Here is a 21,015-nt window from a genome sequence, read left to right as displayed (position 1 = left end):
CTATCTCGCCTAGGTTACTTTACTTGGCGCCAAGACTGCCGACCAAACGCACTTCCGGGAAATACTGCTTCAATCGCCTCAAGTTCACCATCACTTTTCTGTTTTACGATAGTACCGCCGTCTTTGGCGTTTTTATCCAAAATGACGTCCGACAATTGGACCAATGAGTCATTTCGACTTCCCTGATCCTCTAGCGTCGAGTGATTATTGTACAGCTGCCCTACGCCAACCAACTCCATTATCCAACTACTACCACCATAAGCACAGGGGCTTTCCGATGGAATAACCGTCGGGAAAATCAGTCGGTCAAAGATAAGTGTGGGCTTTTCTACTACCCGTTCGCCGCTTTCCTTGTCAAACTTCAAGTACCAACCATCTTTTTCGGACCAGTCAACAACCTCATTTTCTTTTTCTACACCGCCTCCTACCACCCTGGTAGCATCGGACTGCGTGTATTTCTTCAGATACATGCTGCCTTTATCGATCTCTTTATCAAGATCAGCAACCGCATAAAAGGCTTGCATGTCTTGGTTTAATGGATCTGTATTGGTCATATAGCTACCGGTACCAAAGTAGACCATATTAACAATATCGGTAACGTCATCCCTCTCACGAAAGATAAGCGGATTAATACCCAGCACCGGTGAGGCGGTAATCGGCTGAGGATCACCATCATCGTTGGTAGCTTGGAAGAGCTTCTTAGCGCTACCCTCTCCAGCAACATCGTCTAAGTCGAAACGCCATAAATTACCCTTCAGATCACCACCATAGGCGTACTGAGCCGTGCCGGCAGCCACCAGGCTGATAGCGGGCTCAGCAAGACCATTATCCCCCCCCACGCCAGTGTTAATAAATTTAACATCTGGATTTTTAGGATCTGCCAGGTTAGCGACCACAAGGCCTGAGACAGCGTTATCACTGTTATAACCATTACCAAAGATCAACGCCCAGCTGCCGTCTTTCATAGGTGAGACGATAGGACGCCCCATCACATTGCCAATAAAAGGATAGTCATCACCCGTCAGTTCAAACAGGAAATCTGTTTGCGGATCAAAACCATCGGTAATATCCAGCGCAAATAGGCCTTTGCCACCCCCGCCAAACGCAGAGACCAATATGGTGCGCCAGCTCCCATCCACCTTGAAGTCACCCACAAATATTTGACCGTCCAGCAAATACTTGTGATTATTACTAAATGCGCCAAAGTTGGTATAGCTTCGCTGGGCAAGCTTGTCATAATTGATCGACGGAATAAACGCAAATTGCTCAACTCCGTCACTCACCCTGAAGGCGTGCAGCATTCCGTCGTTAGCGTTTACATACACCATCGGCTCGGCATCGGCTTTTGTAGTATTCACATAGCCCCGATACCCAGATTGAACGAAGCCATAATCTTGGCCGCCCACGAATACCGGATCTGCATTGACTATATCCCCTAGAAGCCGCTTACCCTCGGCAGTACGATCACGCAAAGCTGAGTGACTAGCACCGCGTGTCCAGTCCACCCGTTCAGCACCCAAGTTGTCCGGCAACCCCGCTGGGCCCATGTTTAACGCATCTTTTTGGTCTTGGCTCAGCTCAGACCAATCAAAACTTACTACAGCCTCGCTTTCCGGATTATATGTATAAATACTGCGAGAATTGGGCGTGCCAATTTTATCGGCAGCATTCCACGAAGCCGTGGAACTTATTGTGGTGGTACTGTCACTGCGTTTAATTTCAAATGCTTTTAAATCCCCGCTCCAATTCTGGGTATCGAATGCAGCCTGGAACACCATACTGTCGGTACCCAAGCGGGTAGAGTTAGCCGCCACCGAAGCGGCCGAACCAATGCCCTCGGCCACTTGTGTTAACGCTACTTCCAGGCGTCTTTCCAGCTCAGCCGGGTTTCGAGCCGGCAGGTAGGTGTCGTTCTGACCATTAATTGGAGCATTATTCTCAGAGCCATCAGCTTTTTTGTCGGGATATCCACCCCAAAGAGCAGCGTACTCAAGGGGTTGTTTCATGATCGCGCCCTCGGAACCGGTCACCGTATAGCTCTCGGTGGTCGCATCGATATCACACTGCTCCGTATTAGGCCAATTCCACTCACTACCTGTATAGTGGTTCAAATTACCATTTTCCCATTTTGGCTTCTTACATTTACATTCGGTCCAGTTGGGCGAACCATCCTTTCGGGTACAATTCTCTCCGTACTCGAAATTATTCACACCGGAATGGACCTTAAATCCAGGCTCTTCAACCCCGCTGATTACATACCCAAACCCCATGGGAAAGTCGGTAGATACGGCCATTACTCGAGTCGAAACATCGATCGTGCCGGCGCTAAGGTTGGCACGATACTCGAGCATACCCCACATATCTTGGTCGTAGTCACCGCCTTGCTCGCTATCCTCCCAGTTAACGTAGGCTTTACCCGAACGGATATTACCGGTCGAATCCTGCTCTACCAGCTTAAAATCCACTATGGCACAGTTGCCATTGGGGTTTTGCCAATTATCGTTGTAGTTATTGTCCGAGGCGCGGCAGGCCGGCAGAATCGTCACGCTTTTCCCGCCTAAATTCAATTCAATCTTAGGTACAGCGGGGGCCAGTGCAATACCAAAGGTTCTTACTTTTTCGGTGGAGTTAGGAATACCGTATTTTCGGGCATGGTAGGCAATACCGGCAATTTGATAGCCCCCTTTTAAGCGAGGGGCATCAGGACATGTGCCATACACTTTGGAAAGAGACGTAACGCTCTTAGGGGTGCACAACTCATCGGTATTACCGCCATCGATAGCCCCCACTAGGTAAGTCCCGGCATCGTCAGACCCGACCTTATTAGTTAAAGAGTCTAAACTCTCCACAGGAGCCAAATCCGAAAACCCGGATAATTCGCCGCCACCGCCGCCATTGTAGTCAAACGAGCTTGTGGAAGCGTTAAACTGAAGAACACTTATGGGGGCGCAGGCGTTGTCTTCGGTAATCGGTTTATTCCACGCAGCCTTTTGTAAGTTCGGGATATAGCTAGTATCAGTAGAGTCAAAATTAGCACTTTGGGTGCCGGCCAAATAACGCAATGATTCTAGATATATTTCACTCTGCGGGTTACCCCAGTTGGTGCATTGGCCGTTATTAAATGATGTTTTACCGTAAGTACAATTGTCAGAGCTCACGTAACCATTATTGCTCGGGTTGTAACGGGCAATACGAATGCGATCAATGGTGTCGACAATGCTGCCGCCGTCGGCATCTTTTTTGAAGGTGCCGTTATCGTTAATTTCGTTCGAAAATTCTCCTACCTGCTTGCGCAGCACACCGCCGCTTTTACGCTTGCCGTAAGAGCCCGTCAACAAACCAAATAAGATATCGTCATTATCACCAAACTGGTGCAGCAGCCCTGTGGGTTTAGGGGTACCGCTGTCATAGGTTTTACATTTTTGCGATGCTTCGGTGCTGTCGAAACCAGAAACAGGAACACAAGCCTTAACTCTAACGATCACGTCTTTGCCATCGACGCTATTCTTAACGGGGTTATTTCCCTCAGCATAAATCCCAGTAACAGATGAATTATTACCATTACTGGCGGCCGCCTCGCCATCCCAGTGACATTGAAGCCCTTCATTGCTGGCCCATAAGGAATAATTACCCTTGGCAATACGCATCAAAGGGGGGGCACTGGTGTTCTGTGACTGCCCGCTATTAAAGTAGGTCGTATTGCATATCGTAATACCACTAGAATCACTGTAGGGGGTTAGATCACTGAGACTATCGCCATTATAAAACTTGGCAAAGGAATGGGCGTCTGTGGGAATAAAGGCACGTTCAAGGATTGTTTCGCCCGCTTTGTCTTTGAAGCGCTTCCCACCGTAAAGAATTTTTCGTACCGCGTCCATACGAGTCATGCTTGCCCAATTCAGAAAGTTACCACTCCAATCCCCACCTGATTTACAGTGGAAATTAGCATCCGTTGTAGCAATGGGATTAAACACTCCCCCGCTATGACTATAGCAAAGCTTGCTTTCAAAATAACCGTAGTACTCATAGCCATCTATGTAGCCTGTATCGATATTACCATCGCCATCCAAATCGGAATAATCATCATAGGCTTTGTAAAATAGCTGATGATCGCTGGACAAGTTCAGCATTACGATCGGCCGGACTGGCTTTGACAGAAATAATGGACCCTGAGATAGAGTAAAGGCGTTAACACTGTGTGCTGACAACGCCGATAATGCCGCAAAGGAGATCGCGATAGATGCTCTACATATACGTTTTAGCTGTGCCCTTAAATGTTTCATTTCCATCTCCTCCGACCGACTAGCGGAAAGTCGATTGAATAATTACACTTGAGTTTTCACTACCACCCACACCATGAGCGGTAATGCGATAGCGTGTTTCATCATCAATATTCATACTACTACCCTGGTCAACACCACCACCATCAAAACCTGTAGAGCGAAAACGTAACTCCTCGAGCAAGACATCAGGTGCCTTGGCCACATATTTTAAGTCCTGCGCATAGCTGGCCGAATCGGCATTCCAATTACTCTCGTCCTGCCAAAACACCGTTCCTCTAGGACTGGCCTTTTCCAGATCGGTAAAGGAAATAAAACCCGATTCGGTAGCATCTGGAACATTATTTTCAGCGGGCATATCTTCACCGCCTCGAACGCCCGACTCACCCGCCTGAAATGCAATATTCCGGTCACGCATATTACCAGCCATTTGTTCTTGCAGACCGCTGCCGCGAATAGCCGACAACCCCACAACCGCGATTAAAACTACCATAATCAGGCCAATTATTAGCGTTGCTCCCGATTGCGCGTTAATATTTTTTGATTGCATAACGATTCCTTAATTCAGCTTCGGACGAATACCAACCGTCGCCGTAAATACCTGCCTAATGCGTTTATCGTCGGCGGTTTTGGTTTCACCTGCGAATGTATAGGACTGCGGCTCTGACGCGACATTGTCTTCCGGGCTCTGCACCAAAAGCTCTAACCGCATAGCGGCCACTTGGCCCCACTGCGCGGACGATGTCATATCGGACGGGTTAACGTATTCATCCACGACCAAATCGGCGCCCGCATTGTCTAGCCCCAACTCTATATTCACATTTTCTACGCCTTCAAGCAGTTCGTAGGGGGTACTGTCACCGCGCTTATGCCACAGCGTTGGACGACCGGCTGTATTATCGCGTATGAAATAAACGGATGACTCTATTTTGTAAACTTCGCTAACCACACGATCGATGCGCCCAGCCAAACTCGTAGTAACGCCTCCCCACTGGGAGATACTATTACCCGCGCTACCATGTTCCAGTGACACAGCGTTTACAGACTCACCCTCTACAGTGATTGTTTCTTCTTCTGATGTTGTTACTTCAAAAATCCAAATTTTTTCGCAATCGGTCGCCGCAACAATATCTTTCTCGCAAAAACCGCTGGGACAACCAGAATCTTCAGAGGGAGTTTGCGCCACGAAAACCTCATTGCTAGTATTCATACCCACGACACTGACACTTTCACTATTGGCCCCATAGAGAGCTAAAATAGGTGTACCTGCTTTGGGGGCATCACCCAAATCCATTCCAGTCGGAGCGGCAGTAAATATCTGGAGCCAATTGGTGAGGCTAAAATCACGCCCAAACTTTCCAGCATTATTCAGTGTATTAAAGAAGTTCCATTTGGTCGGACGCGCGCAGCCAAAGAAACCGGACTCGCGGACATCCTCCGCAATAAAATCCACCGCTAGGCGGCCTGTTTCTTGGACACGGGAAATACCCTGCTGGGTGGAAAAGACTTGTTTACTGGACAAGAACATCTGAACCACACCAGTCATTAACACCAAGCCAATGACCATAGCAACCATTAGCTCTATCAATGAAAAACCTCTCTGCACTCGCTTCATAACCATCCCTTTACACTTGCGACACATAGCTGAAGGTCGTCTGTTCCGCCGCATTACCAGCTTCATTTACGGTGGGCTCGTCCCATTTCACAGAAACCGTACATAAACGATCATCGCAGTCGATATCGATAGAAGCGCCAGGCAGGTTTGCTACAATCAACTTCAATTCATTTTCCGCAGGAACACTAATCACATCATGAGCACTTTGGGCGCGAATACGATCTATCACATCGTACGCCATGATATTGGCTTGCGAACGCATATAAGCACTCGTATTATACTGTAAAGATCGGGTGTGCAATGCCGCCAACGCCAATATTGCAGTTGAGAGAATAAGCACCGTAATCATTACTTCAATCAGACTGATACCGCTTTGTTTGTTACTATCCACCGCTTCCCCCTCCTGGGCATTGCACCCGCTCAGCACTGACCATGCCCGCCCGTGTTACGCGGATATTACGCTGCATGGGCCCGTCACATTCATCGACATAAACTTCAAACCTAATTTCGGTATCATTGTTACTGATCTGGGCCATCATGCCGCCAGGAGCGTAGCGCAAAAATGAAGTCGCCGACAGACTACCAGCTGACCCCCGCTCTACACTTATGCTGGCACTGGGCGAGAAGCCCTCCCATATTTTTAAAATTTCTCCCACCGTTACCGCCGCTCCGTTCTCTTTGGCGATATCGGTCACGGCAAGCATACCATTGCTCCAATCACTACCACAGGCGCTCTGGTCGGCATTACTGGCACATAGGCTGACAAACTCTCCACGCTTTACCGCCTCTGAGCGGGTGAACTGGATCGCACCGATAACATCCTCTGCTAACCCCTGAGATTGATGATTAATAATCATGGTGCGGAAGTTCGGTAAAGCAATAGCGGCAGCAATTGTCATAACCACTACCACTACCATTAATTCGATCAAGGTAAACCCCGCTGATCGGTCTTTCATAACACTTTGTCCTTTTTATCTTGCGACTAACCAAACTCGCTCTTTGACGAGCGTCGCCAGTCAGACTACATTCACGTAACATAACAGACCAACAAGAAACTTACACAGTTAACAGATACACGGTCAGCAAGGAAGAATGAACGGCCCGCTCAAAGTCTCCGCGACTTGATCGAGCCCCTATCACAGGGAGGTACACCGCATGAAATTAAGTAATGGGTTCTCGCTACTAGAGAGCATGGTCAGCATCACCATCATGGCCATCATGCTCGCCATTGCAATACCTGGTTTTCAGGAGCTTGTACAATCTCATAAAGTAAAAGCCATCACCGAAGACTTGCTGGTCGCCATCCAAACAGCACGCAGTCACGCAGTTAAAGACAATCGGCGCGTCACTCTGGCCGCAGACCCTACTTGGGAGGATGGTTGGATTATATTTCACGACGGCAATCACGATGGTGACAAAGACAGCGAAGAGGCTCTGCTGCTACACGCCGACGGGGTATACGACTCTGTCACCATTAAGGGCAACCGCTGGGTAAACGATTATATTTCCTACTTAGGGACGGGTGAAAGTCGCTGGGCCAGCGGATCGAGAGCCTCGGCCTTTCAAGCAGGTACGATCAACATCTGCCCCAAGGAACCTGGGCCCGGCTACGCCCTCATACTTGCCAGAGGGGGCCGCTTACGGAAAGAGCGAATCGACGCAGCTAAGTGCGCCAACTCACCGTAACTCTTTGGGTAACGAAAAACTTATATTTTCCGGGATGCCCGCCACCTCTTGTGGGAGCTTAGCCCCCAAAGCCGTCAGATGATCAACCACTTGCTGCACTAATGTCTCTGGCGCTGAGGCTCCGGCCGTGATGCCGATCTGGTTTTTACCTTTTATCCAACGGTCATCAATATCAGCCGGACTATCTATTAAATACGCCTCAGTCCCACAACGCTCGGCCAGCTCGCGCAAGCGGTTGGAGTTGGAGCTGTTGGGCGAGCCGACCACCAACAATAAGTCGCACTCCAGCGCCAATTGACGTACGGCATCTTGGCGATTGGTGGTGGCGTAGCAAATATCGTCTTTACGCGGGCCTTGGATCTGGGTAAATTTTGCTCGCAGTGCGGCGATGATCTCAGCGGTGTCGTCCATCGAGAGCGTCGTTTGGGTGACGTAAGCCAGACGAGACGGGTCTGCAACTTCAAGCTTAGCCACATCCGCCACGCTTTCGACAAGATACATCTTGCCGCCATTGCGGGCGTCGTATTGCCCCATGGTGCCCTCAACTTCGGGGTGGCCGGCGTGCCCAATCAGGACGCACTCGCTGCCGTCACGACTATAACGCGACACCTCCATATGTACTTTGGTAACCAACGGGCAGGTAGCATCAAACACTTGTAAGCTGCGCTCGGCCGCTTCATTACGCACAGCTTGGGAGACGCCATGGGCGCTAAAAATGACAATAACGTCGTCAGGCACTTCTTCCAGCTCATCAACGAACACCGCCCCACGCTCACGCAAAGTATCGACCACGAATTTATTGTGGACCACTTCATGACGAACATAGATAGGAGCACCGAACACATCTAGAGCCCGGTTGACGATATCAATCGCGCGGTCGACACCAGCACAAAAACCGCGTGGGTTAGCCAATTTAATTTGCATAGTTGAAACCTATGGTTTCTGGAAAACGGGATACGGGGCGTGTTCAGCGCTCTCCGTATCCCGCAAAATTAATGTACCTGAGCCGGCTCGATTTGCAGAATTGCCACCTTAAAGGTGATGTCCCGGCCCGCCAGCGGGTGGTTAAAGTCAACCGTAACTTCTTCATCATTAAAGTCAACCACGACACCCGGCAGCTCGGTATTTTGCGCATCGGCAAATGACAACATTAAACCTTGGCTTAACTCCAGCTCCGGCTCAAAGTCCGAGCGCGGGATTGTCTGGATGTTATTGGGATTATGTGCGCCGAAGCCCGCCTCGGGTTTAACGGTTAACTCTTCTCGGGCACCTTCACGCAAACCAAACAACGCCTGCTCAAACCCTTTTAAAAGTTTGCCATCGCCCACCGTAAAAGTAGCTGGCGAACTTTCAAAATTGGAATCCACCAACTGGCCATCGGGTAGCGCTAACGAGAAATGTAGCGTCACACGGGTACCCGGCCCAACGGTCAAATCACGCATGGCCATCACCTTTGCTCGCCTTACCGGCAGTCTCTTTTTTAGCGTTAAACAACATATCTACAATTAACCAAAAAGCACCAAAACAAATGGCAGAATCTGCCAAGTTAAACGCCGGAAAATAATTATCTTGATAATGCACCACGATAAAGTCGACTACGTGACCAAGCACCACGCGATCGTACAAGTTACCTAACGCACCGCCTAAAATAAACCCAAGCGCCATCGCCTCAATCCAGCGGGCTTTTGGCAAACGCGCCAACCAAATCACAATCACCACGCTAAACACGGCAGCAATAGCGGTAAAAAACCAACGCTGCCAACCACTGGCGTCGCTTAAAAAACTAAATGCGGCGCCTGGATTGTGCAGCAAGGTAAAATTAAAAAACGAGGTAAATGCCACAGGCGAGTTGTAATCCAAACTCGCCACTACCGCCGTCTTACTCCACTGATCCAACAAGAACACAATGGCAGCCAATAAATACCAGCCCCACGGATGCGCTATCTTTTTCCACATAGCCAAGCCCCTTAGGCGTAGTGCCGAACTTCACCGGCGCCATCAATGTTATCAGCACAGCGCTGACAGATTTCCGGGTGAGCCGCCACGGCGCCAACGTCAGCGCGAAAATGCCAGCAACGTGCGCACTTAGGTTGCTCGGACTTGCTCACGGCAACGCGTAAACCTTCAACGTCGGTTGCAATCGCATCATCGCCAGCGCTACTTAATGGCGCCAACGTGGCCGCCGAGCTGATTAAGATAAAACGCAGCTCATCCCCAAGCAACGCCAGCTGGCTCAGCAATTGTTCATCGCAATAAAGCGTTAACTCTGCCGACAAAGAGCCACCGATTACGCCTTCACCCCGTTTAGCCTCCAACACTTTGTTGGTAGCCGCTTTAACATCAGCCACCTGCGCCCAAAAATCATCGCCCAAGCGGGTGTCGATACACTCGGGCAATGCAAACCATTCGGCGGTAAACACACTGCTTTCAGGCTTGCCGGGCAACTGTTGCCACATTTCAAAGGCGGTAAAGCTCAGCACCGGCGCAATCCAACGAGTAAACGCCTCTGCCAAATAATACAGCGCCGTTTGCGCCGACCGACGCGGACGTGAATCAGCTTTAGTGGTGTACTGACGATCTTTAATAATATCCAGATAAAAACCACCCAGCTCAACCACACAAAAATTATGCAGTTTTTGATAAACCTGATGCAGCTGGAAGTTGTCGTAGCATTGGATCAACTCTTGTTGTAGTTGACCGGCGCGGCCCACCACCCAGCGATCAAGTGCCAGCAACTCATTTTCCGCCACTAGATCGGTAGCTGGATCAAAGCCGTTTAGGTTAGACAAAATAAACCGCGCGGTATTGCGAATACGCCGGTACGAGTCAGCGGTGCGTTTTAAAATTTCTTCCGAGACGCTCATCTCTGAGCTAAAGTCAGTGGCCGCCACCCACAGGCGCAGCACATCGGCGCCCAAGTCATTAAAGACTTTTTGGGGCGCGACGGTATTGCCTATGGACTTAGACATTTTTCGGCCATCGGCATCGACAACAAAACCGTGGGTCAAAACGGTTTTGTACGGCGCTGTACCGTTCATGGCCATTGCCGTTTTTAACGATGACTGAAACCAGCCCCGGTGTTGATCGGACCCCTCCAGATATAAATCGGCCGGGTAGCTTAAGCATTCGCGCTGCTGAAGTACGGCATAGTGCGTAACCCCAGAGTCAAACCACACATCCAAGGTATCGGTTACCTTGTCGTATTCGTTCGCCTCATTTCCTAATAAGCTCGCCGCATCTAGGTCGTACCAAGCATCCATGCCGGTTTTTTCCACGTGCAGCGCGACTTGCTCGATTAGCTCGTCCGTACGCGGGTGCAGTGCGCCGGTTTCTTTGTGGACAAACAAGGCGATCGGGACGCCCCAAGTGCGCTGACGGGAGATACACCAATCGGGACTGGACTCCAGCATCGAGTCGATACGTGCGCGCCCCCAGTTGGGCACCCACTGCACTCCCTCTACCGACTTTGCGACCTGGCCACGTAAATCGTTTTTGGTCATGCTGACAAACCATTGCGGCGTCGCACGAAAAATTAACGGCGTTTTGGTGCGCCAGCAATGTGGAAAGCTGTGGGTGATTTTACTTTCAAAAAACAATGCGCTCTTTTCTTTGAGCAGGTCGATGACTTTTTCATCGACTTTATACACATGCTCACCGGCAAACACCGGCACATGATCGCGGTACAGACCATTATCATCGATATAGTTTAGTGTACCAATGTCGTATTTACGTCCCACCACAAAGTCGTCCATACCGTGATCGGGCGCTGTGTGTACACAACCAGTACCCGCATCAAGGGTAACGTGATCACCCAAAATCACCGGAACTTGGCGTTCATAAAACGGGTGCAGCAAGTTTTGCCCTTCAAGAGCGGCGCCTTTGGCTCGGCCTACCACGGTAAAATCTTCGATGCCGGCACGCGCCATAACCGACTCATACAGTCCTTCGGCCATCACTAAACGCTCGCCCGCAGCCGCCACAACAACGTAATCCAACTCAGGGTTAACACTAACGGCCTGGTTGGCCGGCAGCGTCCAGGGGGTCGTGGTCCAGATCACCACCGACAGTGGGCCACTGCCGCTCAAATCATCAATCGCACTGGCGGCGGCATCTTGGTCGGCAAAAGCAAATTTCACATCGATGCTAAACGAGGTTTTGTCTTGATACTCGACCTCGGCTTCGGCCAGTGCCGAGCCCCCCACCACAGACCAGTAAACGGGTTTAAAACCCCGCTGCAAGTGCCCATTGTCGACGATTTTGCCCAAAGCGCGAATAATATCCGCCTCAAACTTAAAGTCCATGGTGAGGTAAGGGTTGTGCCAGTCGCCCAACACACCCAAGCGCATAAAGTCTTTACGTTGACCATCAACTTGGCGCGCGGCGTACTCGCGGCACTTTTGTCTAAATGCTTTAACGTCTAACTTAACACCGGCTTTACCGTGTTTTTTCTCGACGTTGTGCTCAATCGGTAAACCGTGACAGTCCCAGCCCGGCACGTAAGGGGCATCAAACCCACTTAGGGTTTTGCTCTTAACGATAATATCTTTAAGGATCTTGTTAACCGCATGACCAATGTGAATATCGCCATTCGCATAGGGCGGACCATCATGCAAAATGTACGATTTACGTCCCTTACGCGCGGCACGGATCTGTTCGTACAGACCCTCTTTGGCCCACGCTTTGAGCATCTCGGGCTCGCGCTGGGCCAGGTTGGCCTTCATGGCAAAAGACGTTTGGGGCAAATTCAAGGTTGCTTTGTAATCAGTCATTGTCTTCAGTCAAATGTCAGTTAAGAGTGGGTAATCCAGTGGACGCTGGTGGCACGGCAGCAAAATAAGCCTGGGCGCCACGAATATCATCCTGCAATTGTGTGGTTAGTGCCGCAAGCGATGCAAATTTTTGCTCGGCTCGTAACCGCTGGTGAAACATCACCTTTATAGGCTGACCATAGATGTCTCGGTCAAAGTTTAACAGGTGCACCTCCAATAGGGGCTCCAGGTCTCCCGCTATGGTGGGCTTTGCCCCGACGTTAGCAACACCAGAGTAACACTTGCCATCGGCCAACTCGGCACTGATCACAAAAACGCCCGACAGCGGCGAACGATAGCGCTGCAAGCGGACATTGGCCGTAGGCACGCCCAACTGACGACCCAGCTTTTTACCGTGACCGACCCGGCCACTGATCGCGTAGGGCCGACCAAGGCAGGCCTCAGCCCGGGCAAATTCACCGGCCTGCAGGTGTTGGCGAATCCGGGTACTGCTCACTCGCTCACCGGCGAGGGTTAAGGTACAAGTATCGGTGACCCCAAAACAGCCCTGCGCGCCAACACGTTGCAACAGCTCGTAGTTACCCGCACGATCACAGCCAAAGCGAAAATCATCGCCCACCACAAGATGACGAATGCCCAGGCCATCGACCAACACCCGGTCGATAAACTGGCGCGCCGTCAAACTGCGAAACGCCTCGTTAAACTGCAGGCACAACACTTTATCGACACCGGCGGCAAACAGCGCCTCAAGTTTTTCACGCAGGCGCATCAGCCGCGCCGGAGCCCGCTCCCGAGAGAAGTACTCGTGGGGCTGGGGCTCAAACAAAATCACCACAGAGGGTAAGTTAAGGCGCTCGGACACGCCTTTGAGTTGACGCAGTATGGCCTGATGCCCCAGGTGAACACCATCAAAGGTGCCAATGGTGGCCACAGACCCCCGATGGCGCTCGCGCAGGTTGTATAAACCGCGAATAAATTCTGGGGCCTGACTCTTCACACGGAACCTGTTGACGGCGGAAAATCTGACGCGTGAGTATACAGCAGCAACCTTAGTGGCGCGAGACGTGGCGCAAATTCGACGGTTTAAAACCCGTCAACAACAACCCGGCTAGGTAGACGATGGCCCCCGCAGCACACACCAGCGCTAGGTGCCAAATTCGCTGCCCAGCCGACCAAACCTCCCAGTCACCCCAAACGAGCATTAGCGCCACCAGCACCACGGCCATAGCAACATTAGCACACGCCATTTGCAGCCCAAGCGCCGGCCACCCCTGATGGCGCCAATAGACACCTAATTTTCGCAAACCACGGTACAGTAAAAAGCTGTTGACGTACGCGGCCAGCGACGTCGCCAACGCCAAGCCCACGTGGCCGATCTGCCAATAAAAGTGCAGCGGCAACACAAAGGCGATGTTCAACACCATATTCACCGCCATAGCAATAATGCCGATACGCACCGGTGTTTTCATGTCTTGGCGCGCGTAAAAACCCGGCGCTAGTACCTTAATGAGCATAAAGGCCAACAGCCCCAATGCGTAAGCGCGCAAGCTAAGCGCCGCCATAGCGGTATCGGCGGCGCTCGTCGCGCCATACTGAAACAAAGTGACCAATATCGGCTCGGCCAGAATCACCAACGCGACAATGGCTGGCAGAGCGATCAAACAGATCAACCGCAGCGCCCAGTCGAGTGTGTGAGCAAAGCTGCCCGGGTCGCGAGCGGCGTGCTGGCGCGACAAATTGGGCAAAATCACAGTCGCAATGGCAATTGCGAACACCCCTAGTGGCAAATCGGCCAAGCGCTCGGAGTAATACAACCAAGAGATACTGCCTCCGGGCAGCAAAGACGCGATAATCGTATCGAGCATTAGATTGATCTGACTGACTGACACCCCAAACAATGCTGGCACCATCAACGCTAAAATACGCTTTACCCCCGGGTCCGCCCAATCCAGCTTCGGCGAAGGCAGTAGCTGCAAGCGCGCCAAAAACGGCAACTGAAACACAAGCTGCACGACACCAGCCGCCAATACCCCCCAGGCCAACCCCAGCGCGGGTGGGTTAAAGTGCGGCGCCGCCAACAACGCCGCCACAATCAAACACACATTCAGCAACACGGGGGTAAACGCCGGTACCGCAAACTGGTCGTAGCTGTTAAGAATCGCGCCAGTAAGCCCTGTTAGCGAGATCAACATCAGGTAGGGAAAAGTAATCCGAATCATATCGGTGGCGAGTGCAAACTGCGTTGGATCAGAGTGAAAGCCGGGGGCAAACACCGTTGCTACCAGTGGCGCGCCCAGAACCGCCAGCGCAGTTACCAGCAGCAAAACCAACCCCAAGCCGCCCGCAACGCGATCAATCAGCGCTTTTACCGCCGCCAGTGTGCCCTGCGAGCGATACTCCGACAACACCGGCACAAACGCCTGAGCAAATGCCCCTTCAGCAAATAATCGGCGCATAAAATTTGGGATTTTAAAAGCGACAAAAAACGCATCGGCGCCACCGCCGGCGCCGATAGTGTGAGCGAACACCACATCGCGCAACAGCCCCAGCACCCGCGAGGCCATCGTCATAACCCCTACTTTACTGCTAGAGCGCAGCAAACCCGGGCGGGCAACCGCACTTTCCGCTGTTTTAGGCTCCGGCGTTTCTGTCACACTTCACTCACTTATAGCATCAATATCGTGCGCCATTATCGCTAGCCCATCGGCAAATGAACAGGGCAAATCACCCACCCGGAAGCCATTCGCTTGACATTGGCACCGCAAAGAAATACTGTACATTCAAACAGTATCGCAATGGAGATTAATCATGGCTGTAGTCGCCGTTTGGAAATGTGACCGGGATGGAAAGATGTTTGATGATAAAAAAGCCGCCGAAGCCCACGACAAAATGCTCGAACTGGCCGCTAATATTACCGAACTGATCGAAACCTCGGTTAAAGGTATTAGCGAAGAGCACAGCGAAGCCATTGGCATGCTGCTGGCTGGCAAGAGTGACGTGCTGGCCCGCGCCTGTAAAGGCAAGCCCGAGCTGCTGCTAGAAGAGACGCCGGAAGATAGCGTAACACCACTGGCTGCCAATCAGTAAAAGCCGGCCGCGCGACAATGCTCACCACAGTGCTGGGCGACTCCTCCACGGGTCGCCATTCCACACAGCACTAGGCCTGTTGCCACTAACAGGCATGTCGCGGCAGTACACCGCTTCCACAACGTACTGTCGCTTGCTTGACCGCCGCATTCCCTCAACGGTGCGGCGGTTTTTTTAACCCCACCTAACCACTGCCCCACTCTGCGCCCTCGGTTATTTTGCGCTATTATCCACGCCACATATCTTTTGCTGCCACTGCCTACACAAGGAGCCCCTATGCTCACCGAGCTGCCACTACTGCCTGCCGACCCTATTTTAGGCTTAAGTGCCGCCTACCACGCCGATACCAACCCAGACAAAGTCGACCTAGGGGTTGGCGTGTACAAAACCGAACAGGGAAACACTCCAATTTTAGCCTGTGTGAAGCAGGCTGAAGCCGAGCTCTACCAAAACGAGTCCAGCAAGGTCTATACGCCACCGGCCGGCGTGCCAGGAGCCAACCGCGCAGCCGCAGCGCTGGCTTTTGGCGAGCAGCATGCGGTGGTTCGCGATCAACGGGTAGCCACCATTCAAACCCCTGGCGGCTGCGGCGCCCTGCGGGCCGCTGCCGAGCTTATTGCCAAAGCCAAGCCCAACGCCACCATTTGGGTCAGCAACCCGACATGGGGCAACCATGTTCCATTATTGAGCAGCGCCGGAATCACCTTAAAAGAATACCCTTATTACGATTTTAACCGGCAAGCCATCGATTTTGACGCAATGTTGGAGGCCTTACAGCAAGCCGGCAAAGATGATTTAGTCCTGCTGCACGCCTGCTGCCACAACCCGAGTGGGGCTGATTTAACCCCTAACCAGTGGCAACAAATTACCGAGCTTGCCGCCGAGCGCGGCTTTACGCCATTTATCGATATGGCTTACCAAGGTTTTGGCGACGGCATCGTCGAGGACGCTTACGGCGTGCGACTCATGGCCGACCAGCTGCCTGAGCTGATCCTTGCCACGTCTTTCTCAAAAAACTTGGGACTTTACCGCGAGCGCACCGGCAGCCTCAGCATTGTTGCGCCTTCCGCCACCGGGGCGGCGGCCAGCCTGAGCCAGATACTGAGTATCACCCGCGGCCTATACTCGATGCCACCGGCCCACGGCAGCTCGCTGGTTGACATTATTTATCACAGTGAAAGTTTGCATGCCCTATGGCTACAGGAGCTAACCGATATGCGCGAGCGCATCAGTGGCTTGCGCGAACAACTGGTGGGCGCACTCAATAGCACCCAACAGCAAATGGACTTTAGCTTTATTGCCCAGCAACGAGGCATGTTCAGCTTTTTAGGGTTAAGTACCGCGCAAGTGACTCGCTTAAAAAATGAGTTTAGCGTGTATATGACCGATAACAGCCGCGTAAACATTGCCGGCGTTAACAGCGCCAACCTCGACTATGTAAGCCGGTCTATCGGACAAGTGTTAAGCTAGCGCTCTTGGCAGCCGGGAAGGGTGAGGCGCCTGCCGAGCCAATCACACCAGCTAAGCGACAATAACGTCCGAGATATAAACTACCGTTTGCACCGGCGGCACCCGACCTGCAGCGGCGCCGCCTTTACTTACCTGAGCGCTACCATCAAAGACTGCACCCGTGGTGCAGCCATCTAGAACGTTAACCGCAAACGCGCGAGGTAAAGGTTTACCCCTCTTCCGGCGGCGGCAAAGGCGTTGCGCTATCCACTTTTAACACTGCCCGCTGTAACATCACCGAGTTAGGGTAAGTAACGGTGTTGCCATCATCTAACCGGATAATGACGTGAAACATGGTGATCTCGCTGATAACACCGGTCATTTTAAAGTCCGGATCAAGCACTTGAATGCGATCGCCCACTCGGTAGGGAAAACCAAAAAAGATAATCACACTGGCGGTGATATTGCTTAATATGGACCACTGGGCAAACAGCGCAATCCCCACAACAGCAAAGATCGACGACAAAAACAGCGTGACATCGCCATAACCTAACCCCAGTACCAAGCAGATAACCACAATGGCGCAGAACAGCAGCGCAAAATGCGTGACTTTGTTGATGTACTCCACACGATACAAGCTGACCGAGCGTTTAATGGCGAGATCCCGCACCACTCGATCCACTAACCGCGCCAACAACAAAAAAACCACTATACAGCCACTTAGCAGCAACACTTTTAACACGCCACACTCCTTTCCAACTCAGGTAAATTTGAATACTGTACAAGCTAAACGCCACCAAGGTAGGCAGGCGGCTATGCTAGGCTATTGCCCGTCACGCAACAACAGGATTAAACCGTTATGTCCCTACTGTGTATCGCCCACCGCGGCGGCCCCGGCAATGATTTACCCGAAAACTCACTTGCCGCAATTACCCGTGCACTTAACAGCGGCTGCAGCGGTATTGAGGTAGATGTATGGCACTTACAAAATAAGCTATACATTACTCACGACCACCGCTTGGGCCGGGTTGCCAGCGGCAGCGGCGCACTATGGAGCTGTAGCCGAGAGCAGCTCGACAATGCCCGGCTGGATAACGGCGAGCCGTTACCAACGCTGCAACAAGTTCTCGAGCTCGTCGGTGAGCAATGTTTATTGAACATCGAAATTAAAAATGCCAATGCCGCCGATGCCGTCATCAAAACCCTACAAGAGCAACGTGCAACGACCGGCGGAAGCCTAGAGCACATTATTTTATCAAGCTTTAATCATCACGAACTGTTTCGAGCCAAGCGTCTACTGCCCAGCCTTAAACGTGGAGTTTTGCTCGCCAGCGAGCCTCTTGATTACGCCGCTTGCGCGACATCGCTGGCGGCTTACTCCTGCAACACGGCGCAAGAAGCTTGCAGTCGAGCATTCAGTGAGGATATTCACCGCCGAGGATTTAAACATTGGGTTTATACCGCCAACCACCCAGATGAGTGGCAAAGGCTAGAAGATATAGGCGCGGATGCGGTTTTTACCGACCATGTCGATGATTTTATGGCGTATCGCCGAGCGCGTGAGTCATAACATTAACCCAACGCCCACCGAGCTTAGCTCGGCGCACTAATTGCCAACCCCGGCGTCGATAAAACTCCGATTGGTCAGTAGCCGTCAACCACAAACCTGTCATGCCCAGCTCGCGGGAGAACTGCCGAACCCCCTCAATTAAACCGCTGGCGACACCCTGCCGGCGCCATTCAGGAGCGACAAAAAGATTACTCAACCACAAAGGGGTATCTGCCTGGGGGGTGCCAGGGCGAGCACCTAAATGATAGCTCACCACGCTGACACAGCCGATTAAATCACCACTGCCCGGCTCAAGTGCCAGCCATGTTTGCGGTACACAAGCGCAACCGATCAAATGCTGCAGCAAACGCTCACGGCGCTTATTTTGATGGCTTTGCAGCCCTTGGCGTAAACACTCGCGATGATGCCATATCGCCACCTGATCCAGGTAGTCCGGGCAACTCGCAAGACTTACCCGGTGCCAAGCAAGCTCGCGCTCCACCTGCAATTAGTGTGTGACGCCAGACCACTGCTGGACGTCGTCACCCTGCACTTGTTTATCCGCATGATAACTGGAGCGCACCAGCGGGCCACAGGCAGCGCGGGTAAAGCCTAGCTCTTTAGCGAGCGCCGTATACTCATCAAACTCATCTGGGTGCACGTAGCGATCGACCGGCAAATGATCTTTTGAAGGCTGTAAGTACTGGCCAATGGTGAGCATATCAATATTGTGCTCGCGCATATCGCGCATTACCTGAAAAATCTCCTCTTTGGTCTCGCCCAAGCCCACCATCAGACCAGATTTAGTCAAAACATCCGGGCGACGCTTTTTATACTCCGATAACAGCTTAAGGCTCCACTCGTAGTTAGCACCAGGGCGCGACTGGCGATACAGGCGTGGCACAGTTTCGAGGTTGTGGTTAAACACATCGGGGGCCTCGCGCTCTAAAATATCCAGCGCCGGCTCCATGCGCCCACGAAAATCCGGGGTCAGAATTTCTACCTGCAAATTAGGCAAGCGCTGGCGGGATTCGCGAATACAATCGGCAAAATGCCCGGCACCACCGTCGCGCAAATCATCACGATCCACCGAAGTGATTACGACGTATTTTAACCGCAACTCGGCAATCGCCTCGGCCAACTTAATCGGCTCATTGGCATCCAGCGCATTTGGCTTACCGTGGCCCACATCGCAAAACGGACAGCGGCGTGTGCAAATATCCCCCATAATCATAAAGGTGGCGGTACCGCCACTAAAGCACTCACCCAGGTTGGGGCAGTTGGCCTCTTCGCACACCGACGACAAGCCATTTTTGCGCAGCAATTTTTTAATGCGATCAACCTCTGGCGAGGCCGGCACACGGACCCGAATCCAGTCGGGTTTACGCGGCACTTCGACTGCGTCGGAGGCGATGACTTTTACCGGAATCCGTTCAACTTTGTCCGCGTCACGCAGCTTCTCGCCTTGCTTGTAGCGGCGTGTGCGTTTTACAGGCTGGATATCGGGTATTTCAATCGTCATAGTCAAACTCTTTCGGGCCAATGGCCGTTGATGCAAAGATTGTTAGGCGTGTACGCACCTGACACAGGGCGCCAACCATTAAAGGGCAGGCATTATAGCGGTTTTATAGCCCAATTTCTGTACAAACTCATCGACAAGCGCCGATTTAACCGCCGCCATGGTGCAGGAACTGGCGCCTAGGCTGACCATGTCGGTCATTTGCAGCCCAGCGTAACCGCAGGGGTTGATCTGCTCAAACGGCGCTAAGTCCATGGCTACATTCAGCGCCAAACCATGAAAACTACAGCCGCGCCTGACCCTCAAACCCAAAGAGGCTATTTTGGCGCCGTCGACGTAAACCCCCGGGGCATCCGGTCGCGCGTACGCATCTATCGCAAAACGAGCTAACACCGCGACAATAATTTGCTCGATCAAAGTGACCAATTCACGGACACCCAGCTTGCGACGACGCAAGTCCAATAGTGGATACGCCACTAACTGGCCCGGACCGTGATAAGTCACCTGGCCACCGCGGTCGCTCTGTACCAGCTCAATTCCCTCCAGCGCCAACAGATGCTCGGGCTTTCCCGCCTGCCCCTGAGTAAAAACCGGTGCGTGCTCTACTAACCAAAGCTGATCCCTAGTGTCCGGCCCACGGTTGCTGGTAAACGCCGACATCTCGTGCCAAACGCTCAGGTAATCGCGCCGGTCCAGATCATGAACCTCTAGTTGATCAACTTCAGCGGTCACAGGACAACTTTGGTAACGGGGTTTGCTCGCAGGGCCTGGTGAATTGTTTCAAGCTGCTCGACACCCGTGGCGGTGATATATACCGTTACTGACTGAAAGCGACCTTTTCCACTGTCTTTAACAGTGGTGCGCTCGCGATCAAAGCCCGGGGCGTGCTCATCCATCACCTCCATAACCAACGAGTACAAGGTGTCGCCCGCCTCACCTAACACTTTGATGGGGTAACCGGGACAGGGAAATTCAATTTTGGGGGGTTCTTGCACGGATTGAGACCTCGCTATGGCAACAGCGGGCAATTGTAACAAACATTGTGCCTGACAGCTGCAGCC

General features: G+C 52.1%; 20 protein-coding genes. 4 read left to right on the top strand and 16 right to left on the bottom strand.

Annotation, left to right across the window (positions count from 1 at the left end):
- Positions 1-14: 14 nt before the first annotated feature.
- From AACY82_RS06215 to AACY82_RS06195, 5 genes are read right to left on the bottom strand one after another with little or no spacing between them, the layout of a single operon-like run.
- Positions 15-4,283 carry a PilC/PilY family type IV pilus protein gene (locus tag AACY82_RS06215; RefSeq protein ID WP_339615914.1) on the bottom strand — a complete coding sequence of 1,423 codons (4,269 nt, stop codon included), beginning with the start codon at positions 4,281-4,283 and terminating at the stop codon, positions 15-17.
- 19 nt (positions 4,284-4,302) lie between these two features.
- Positions 4,303-4,830 carry a PilX N-terminal domain-containing pilus assembly protein gene (locus AACY82_RS06210; RefSeq protein ID WP_339615913.1) on the bottom strand — a complete coding sequence of 176 codons (528 nt, stop codon included), beginning with the start codon at positions 4,828-4,830 and terminating at the stop codon, positions 4,303-4,305.
- A 9-nt stretch (positions 4,831-4,839) separates the two neighbouring features.
- A complete protein-coding gene (locus AACY82_RS06205; RefSeq protein WP_339615912.1) occupies positions 4,840-5,895 on the bottom strand; it encodes a PilW family protein in 1,056 nt (351 codons plus the stop codon).
- Between the two features lie 10 nt (positions 5,896-5,905).
- Positions 5,906-6,286: a type IV pilus modification protein PilV gene (gene pilV / locus AACY82_RS06200; RefSeq protein WP_339615911.1), complete on the bottom strand. Its 381-nt coding sequence runs from the start codon at positions 6,284-6,286 to the stop codon at positions 5,906-5,908.
- Entirely contained in the window at positions 6,279-6,851 is a 573-nt protein-coding gene (locus AACY82_RS06195) for a GspH/FimT family pseudopilin (protein WP_339615910.1), read from the bottom strand. Before AACY82_RS06195 ends, pilV begins: the two co-directional genes overlap by 8 nt.
- Before the next feature lie 199 nt (positions 6,852-7,050).
- Here AACY82_RS06195 and AACY82_RS06190 point away from each other — a divergent pair, with 199 nt between their 5' ends.
- Complete coding sequence (locus tag AACY82_RS06190; protein ID WP_339615909.1) at positions 7,051-7,581, top strand: GspH/FimT family pseudopilin; 531 nt, start codon at positions 7,051-7,053, stop codon at positions 7,579-7,581.
- Here the strand turns inward: AACY82_RS06190 and ispH are convergent.
- From ispH to murJ, 6 genes are all read right to left on the bottom strand, one after another.
- Positions 7,573-8,505, bottom strand: coding sequence for a 4-hydroxy-3-methylbut-2-enyl diphosphate reductase (ispH, locus tag AACY82_RS06185; RefSeq protein WP_339615908.1), 933 nt, complete (start codon positions 8,503-8,505; stop codon positions 7,573-7,575). The genes AACY82_RS06190 and ispH overlap by 9 nt on opposite strands.
- Positions 8,506-8,573: 68 nt before the next feature.
- Positions 8,574-9,023, bottom strand: coding sequence for a peptidylprolyl isomerase (locus tag AACY82_RS06180; RefSeq protein WP_339615907.1), 450 nt, complete (start codon positions 9,021-9,023; stop codon positions 8,574-8,576).
- Complete coding sequence (gene lspA, locus AACY82_RS06175; protein ID WP_339615906.1) at positions 9,016-9,537, bottom strand: signal peptidase II; 522 nt, start codon at positions 9,535-9,537, stop codon at positions 9,016-9,018. The genes AACY82_RS06180 and lspA overlap by 8 nt, the downstream gene beginning before the upstream one ends.
- 11 nt (positions 9,538-9,548) lie before the next feature.
- Positions 9,549-12,350, bottom strand: a complete 2,802-nt coding sequence (ileS, locus tag AACY82_RS06170; RefSeq protein WP_339615905.1) for an isoleucine--tRNA ligase — start codon at positions 12,348-12,350, stop codon at positions 9,549-9,551.
- 16 nt (positions 12,351-12,366) lie between these two features.
- On the bottom strand, positions 12,367-13,347 hold the full coding sequence (ribF, locus tag AACY82_RS06165; protein ID WP_339615904.1) for a bifunctional riboflavin kinase/FAD synthetase: 981 nt from the start codon (positions 13,345-13,347) through the stop codon (positions 12,367-12,369).
- 52 nt (positions 13,348-13,399) lie between these two features.
- Complete coding sequence (murJ, locus tag AACY82_RS06160; protein WP_339615903.1) at positions 13,400-15,004, bottom strand: murein biosynthesis integral membrane protein MurJ; 1,605 nt, start codon at positions 15,002-15,004, stop codon at positions 13,400-13,402.
- A gap of 154 nt (positions 15,005-15,158) precedes the next feature.
- Between murJ and AACY82_RS06155 the strand changes: the two genes are divergently transcribed.
- On the top strand, positions 15,159-15,437 hold the full coding sequence (locus tag AACY82_RS06155) for a YebG family protein (protein WP_339615902.1): 279 nt from the start codon (positions 15,159-15,161) through the stop codon (positions 15,435-15,437).
- A gap of 276 nt (positions 15,438-15,713) precedes the next feature.
- Positions 15,714-16,907, top strand: coding sequence for an amino acid aminotransferase (locus tag AACY82_RS06150; RefSeq protein ID WP_339615901.1), 1,194 nt, complete (start codon positions 15,714-15,716; stop codon positions 16,905-16,907).
- Positions 16,908-17,115: 208 nt separating this feature from the next.
- Here AACY82_RS06150 and AACY82_RS06145 read toward each other — a convergent pair whose 3' ends face one another.
- A complete protein-coding gene (locus AACY82_RS06145; protein ID WP_339615900.1) occupies positions 17,116-17,628 on the bottom strand; it encodes a mechanosensitive ion channel family protein in 513 nt (170 codons plus the stop codon).
- A 117-nt stretch (positions 17,629-17,745) separates the two neighbouring features.
- Here AACY82_RS06145 and AACY82_RS06140 point away from each other — a divergent pair, with 117 nt between their 5' ends.
- Complete coding sequence (locus AACY82_RS06140; RefSeq protein ID WP_339615899.1) at positions 17,746-18,456, top strand: glycerophosphodiester phosphodiesterase; 711 nt, start codon at positions 17,746-17,748, stop codon at positions 18,454-18,456.
- Here the strand turns inward: AACY82_RS06140 and AACY82_RS06135 are convergent.
- The 4 genes from AACY82_RS06135 to AACY82_RS06120 all read right to left on the bottom strand — a co-directional run bounded on the left by AACY82_RS06135 (position 18,425) and on the right by AACY82_RS06120 (position 20,949).
- Positions 18,425-18,937, bottom strand: coding sequence for a GNAT family N-acetyltransferase (locus tag AACY82_RS06135; RefSeq protein WP_339616070.1), 513 nt, complete (start codon positions 18,935-18,937; stop codon positions 18,425-18,427). The genes AACY82_RS06140 and AACY82_RS06135 overlap by 32 nt on opposite strands.
- Before the next feature lie 6 nt (positions 18,938-18,943).
- Complete coding sequence (gene lipA / locus AACY82_RS06130) at positions 18,944-19,957, bottom strand: lipoyl synthase (RefSeq protein ID WP_339615898.1); 1,014 nt, start codon at positions 19,955-19,957, stop codon at positions 18,944-18,946.
- A gap of 78 nt (positions 19,958-20,035) precedes the next feature.
- Positions 20,036-20,686, bottom strand: coding sequence for a lipoyl(octanoyl) transferase LipB (gene lipB / locus AACY82_RS06125; protein WP_339615897.1), 651 nt, complete (start codon positions 20,684-20,686; stop codon positions 20,036-20,038).
- On the bottom strand, positions 20,683-20,949 hold the full coding sequence (locus AACY82_RS06120; RefSeq protein ID WP_339615896.1) for a DUF493 domain-containing protein: 267 nt from the start codon (positions 20,947-20,949) through the stop codon (positions 20,683-20,685). The genes lipB and AACY82_RS06120 overlap by 4 nt, the downstream gene beginning before the upstream one ends.
- Positions 20,950-21,015: the final 66 nt, after the last annotated feature.

It is taken from the genome of uncultured Gilvimarinus sp., from assembly GCF_963972205.1.
Taxonomy (GTDB): domain Bacteria; phylum Pseudomonadota; class Gammaproteobacteria; order Pseudomonadales; family Cellvibrionaceae; genus Gilvimarinus; species Gilvimarinus japonicus.
This window is presented reverse-complemented; position numbering and strand designations above follow the sequence as displayed.

Bases quoted from the DNA above. Each gene is read 5' to 3' on its own strand.
- AACY82_RS06215 (WP_339615914.1), bottom strand. From the start codon at position 4,283: ATGAAACATTTAAGGGCACAGCTAAAACGTATATGTAGAGCATCTATC.
- AACY82_RS06210 (WP_339615913.1), bottom strand. From the start codon at position 4,830: ATGCAATCAAAAAATATTAACGCGCAATCGGGAGCAACGCTAATAATT.
- AACY82_RS06205 (WP_339615912.1), bottom strand. From the start codon at position 5,895: ATGAAGCGAGTGCAGAGAGGTTTTTCATTGATAGAGCTAATGGTTGCT.
- AACY82_RS06195 (WP_339615910.1), bottom strand. From the start codon at position 6,851: ATGAAAGACCGATCAGCGGGGTTTACCTTGATCGAATTAATGGTAGTG.
- AACY82_RS06190 (WP_339615909.1), top strand. From the start codon at position 7,051: ATGAAATTAAGTAATGGGTTCTCGCTACTAGAGAGCATGGTCAGCATC.
- ispH (WP_339615908.1), bottom strand. From the start codon at position 8,505: ATGCAAATTAAATTGGCTAACCCACGCGGTTTTTGTGCTGGTGTCGAC.
- AACY82_RS06180 (WP_339615907.1), bottom strand. From the start codon at position 9,023: ATGCGTGATTTGACCGTTGGGCCGGGTACCCGTGTGACGCTACATTTC.
- lspA (WP_339615906.1), bottom strand. From the start codon at position 9,537: ATGTGGAAAAAGATAGCGCATCCGTGGGGCTGGTATTTATTGGCTGCC.
- ileS (WP_339615905.1), bottom strand. From the start codon at position 12,350: ATGACTGATTACAAAGCAACCTTGAATTTGCCCCAAACGTCTTTTGCC.
- AACY82_RS06155 (WP_339615902.1), top strand. From the start codon at position 15,159: ATGGCTGTAGTCGCCGTTTGGAAATGTGACCGGGATGGAAAGATGTTT.
- AACY82_RS06150 (WP_339615901.1), top strand. From the start codon at position 15,714: ATGCTCACCGAGCTGCCACTACTGCCTGCCGACCCTATTTTAGGCTTA.
- AACY82_RS06140 (WP_339615899.1), top strand. From the start codon at position 17,746: ATGTCCCTACTGTGTATCGCCCACCGCGGCGGCCCCGGCAATGATTTA.
- lipA (WP_339615898.1), bottom strand. From the start codon at position 19,957: ATGACGATTGAAATACCCGATATCCAGCCTGTAAAACGCACACGCCGC.